This is a genomic window from Acidiphilium sp. PM (assembly GCF_000219295.1).
GTDB lineage: Bacteria > Pseudomonadota > Alphaproteobacteria > Acetobacterales > Acetobacteraceae > Acidiphilium > Acidiphilium multivorum.
Genome location: NZ_AFPR01000012.1, coordinates 1 through 3,257, shown reverse-complemented (window position 1 = coordinate 3,257; position 3,257 = coordinate 1). Strand labels below are relative to the sequence as shown.

Sequence of the window (3,257 nt, the reverse complement as noted above, 5' to 3'; positions counted from 1 at the left end):
CGTGCCGAGCGCTGTGCGACCATCCGCCTGACACCCGCGAATGTCGATGCGCCCTATATCGTGCTGGACTGGTCGGATGCGCGCTGTGGCTGAACCCGCCTCAGCGGTTGCAGATCATCCCCGGCGCACCCGGCGCCGCGGTCACGTCCTTCGGCCCTTTCGAGCACAAATCATAGGCAAGCCCCGGCCGCGCCGAGGGCGCCTGATAGATGAACCGATGCCCCCACGGGTCGCGCGGCAGCGTGGTCTGCTTCAGGTACGGACCGTGCCAGCCGCTCACCCCGGCCGGCTTGGCGATCAGCGCCTGCAACCCCTGATCGGTCGTCGGGTAGCTGCCGACATCGAGCTTGAAAAGGTCGAGCACCGAGCCGATCCGCTCGATCGACTGTTCGGCGATGCTCGCCTTGGCCCGGCCGAGCTGACTGAGCAGGGCGGGGCCGACAAGCGCGATCAGAAGTCCGAGAATGACGATAACCACGAGAAGCTCGAGCAGCGTGTAGCCGCCCTCACCGTCAGCGCGTTCTGCCTTTGCGTTCATGAACGCGTGAGTATCCGAGAGGGTGGCGCAAGCGCCAGCGACGGCGGCGCGCACGATGACGATTTCACGGAGATATCACGATGACCTCGCTGTTGCGCTGCATGATTCTTGCAGCTTCGGTCTATCATCTTCCGCCTCGCGTCCTGCCGGTGATCGCGCGGATCGAGGGGGGACATGTCGGGCTCGTTCGCCCGGATTCCAATGGCACCGCGGATTATGGGCCGATGCAGGTGAACAGTGTCTGGCTCGATACGATCGCCCGCCGGGCACGGCTTGGCGCGCGCGAAACGCGACGACGCCTGATCGACGATCCGTGTTTCAATATTGCCGCCGCCGCCTTCATCCTGCGCACTGACATCGACCGCGCGGGCAACCTTATGCAGGGCATCGGCGACTACCATTCGGCCACGCCGCGCTTGAACGCCGCCTATCGGGCGCGGGCAATAACGATGGCACAACGGATGTTCGGTCCGCGTTAATTTCACATTCTTGCAACGGAACTATCACGAAATCGGGAAATTTGATCTGTATATATCCGCGCGAGGTAAACATTTCGTGTGGAGCGAATTATGAAACGAGCTTTGGCAATGGCTTGTTCGGCACTTTGCGCGCTGAGCATGACCATCCAGCCGGCACTGGCCGAGCAAGACGGGCGCCTCGCCTTCAACCGTCCGGACGATGCCCACGCCTTCGTCGCCGGGCTGATGGACCGCGAGGCCTGGCACAATGGCGGCCGTGAGCAGGGCGAGCATGGCGAACATCGCCGCCACCGCTTCCACCTCACCCATGCGCAGCTCGTCCAGCTCGTCCGCAAGAAGATCAAGTATGTCTTCGTGCTGTATCAGGAGAACCGCTCGTTCGACTCCTATTTCGGCACCTTCCCCGGTGCTGACGGACTTTATTCGCAGCCGGCCGCGAAGACCCCCGGCTTCGTGCAAACGCTGGTCAACACCGATGGCACCGTCGGCACCATCTCGCCCTTCCGCATCGGGCCGAAGCAGTATGCGTGGGACACCGACGATATCGACCATTCGCACGCCCGCATCGCCGCCAAGATGGACGTCGTCACCGGCAAGCCGCTGATGGACAAGTTCGCCGTCACCGAGGAGCTGAAATATTCGCCGACCGGCGATCCCTCGCTGAAGGCGAAGCAGTTCGGCGAGCTCGCGATGGCCTACGAGGATTGCGATACGGTGCCCTTCCTCTGGCGCTATGCCGACCGCTTCGTGCTGTTCGACCATGTCTTCCAGGACATCACCGGCCCGTCGACGCCGGGTAACCTGTCGATCTTCGCCGCCCAGACCGGCCTGACCCAGTGGGCCCTGCATCCGAACGAGGCGTTCAGCACGTTCGATCCGGCAACCGGGCCGACCGCGACCAACCCGCACGGCCTCAAGGTGACGGAGGCTGGTGCCGGCGAGCCGGTGATGGATGACAACGATCCGCTCTGGGGCTCGCCGCTCGACCCGAACAAGACGCCCAACGTGCCGGTCAATGCGGGGGATTTCGGCGGGTCCGCCTATACCTATGGCGTACAGCTCAACCAGACCTACGCCTCCATCGCGATCAACACGATGGGCCGCAATGCCACCGCGATCACCCGTCACGACAGCGATGCCGCCGGCGACCTTGCCGACATTCATGACGACATCTCCTACCTGACCCGGTCCGGCCACAAGCAGGTCAACTGGGGCTGGTATGAGGAAGGCTACGACCACGAACCGACCGATCCGGCCAACCCGGTGGATGCCAACGGCACCCATGCCTCCTACATCACCCACCATAACGGCCCGCAATATTTCGGCTACGTCGCCAACAACCCGGATGAACGCGCCAACCTGCACGGGCTCGGCGACCTGTTCACGGCGCTCAAGGGCGGCACCCTGCCGGCCGCCGGCGGCGTGTTCTACGTCAAGGGCGGCTTCCAGAACATTTTCGGCCTGACGCCGGACAATCCGGTTGCCGCCGCGCGTGCCAACTTCCTCGGCGATGACGACCACCCCGCCTATTCTGACGCCCAGATCAGCGAGGCGATGGTGGCGAAGGCGGTGAACGCGATCGCGAAGAGCAAATACTGGAAGCATGCCGCGATCATCATCACCTGGGACGATTCCGAAGGCGATTACGACCATGTGCCGCCGCCGGTCATCGTCAACGGTCCGGACAAGCAGGTGTTCAAGTTCGGCCCGCGCGTGCCGCTGATCCTGATTTCGCCCTATGCACGGACGCATGAGGTGGATCATCAGGACGGCAGCCAGTCCTCGGTGGTGAAGTTCGTCGACGAGTTGTTCGGCCTGACGCCGCTCGCCTTGCTGCCGGACGAGCTGAAGGGCCGCGCCGATGGCGAGAAGGAATTCGGCGAGGCGAATATCGGCCCGGCCGATGCGCTGACCCCCTATGTCGGCGACCTGATGGGCGCCTTCGATCCGGCACGGCTGACCGGCCGGGCGGCACCGCTGCCGGCGAGCTATGCGATGATCCCGAACAAGGCGATCATGTCGCTGCCGCAGTATGGCGGCAATGGCTGCCAGGCGGATCACATCGTCCCGACCGATGTGGCCAAGGGTATCCGCACATCGGTGCCGTCCGACTTCAATCCGCTGCCGAGCACCAATCCCGGCGTCTGATCAACCGACGCCTTCGCGAGACATCCCGGCGCATGGCCATGCGCCGGGATGTTTTTGTTCCGGCCCCCCGGTCGCCGCGGCGCCGACCGGCC

3 protein-coding genes are annotated in these 3,257 nt (G+C 64.1%); 2 read left to right on the top strand and 1 reads right to left on the bottom strand.

Features of this window, described 5'->3' with window-relative positions:
- Positions 1–100: 100 nt before the first annotated feature.
- A complete protein-coding gene (gene gspG, locus APM_RS00290; protein ID WP_007421352.1) occupies positions 101–538 on the bottom strand; it encodes a type II secretion system major pseudopilin GspG in 438 nt (145 codons plus the stop codon).
- An 80-nt stretch (positions 539–618) separates the two neighbouring features.
- Here gspG and APM_RS00285 point away from each other — a divergent pair, with 80 nt between their 5' ends.
- Entirely contained in the window at positions 619–1,017 is a 399-nt protein-coding gene (locus tag APM_RS00285; RefSeq protein ID WP_007421351.1) for a lytic transglycosylase domain-containing protein, read from the top strand.
- Positions 1,018–1,155: 138 nt separating this feature from the next.
- Positions 1,156–3,165 carry a phospholipase C gene (locus tag APM_RS00280; protein WP_241763080.1) on the top strand — a complete coding sequence of 670 codons (2,010 nt, stop codon included), beginning with the start codon at positions 1,156–1,158 and terminating at the stop codon, positions 3,163–3,165.
- Positions 3,166–3,257 lie beyond the last annotated feature (92 nt).

Coding starts and splice junctions, on each gene's coding strand:
- gspG (WP_007421352.1), bottom strand. CDS start 538: ATGAACGCAAAGGCAGAACGCGCTGACGGTGAGGGCGGCTACACGCTG.
- APM_RS00285 (WP_007421351.1), top strand. CDS start 619: ATGACCTCGCTGTTGCGCTGCATGATTCTTGCAGCTTCGGTCTATCAT.
- APM_RS00280 (WP_241763080.1), top strand. CDS start 1,156: ATGACCATCCAGCCGGCACTGGCCGAGCAAGACGGGCGCCTCGCCTTC.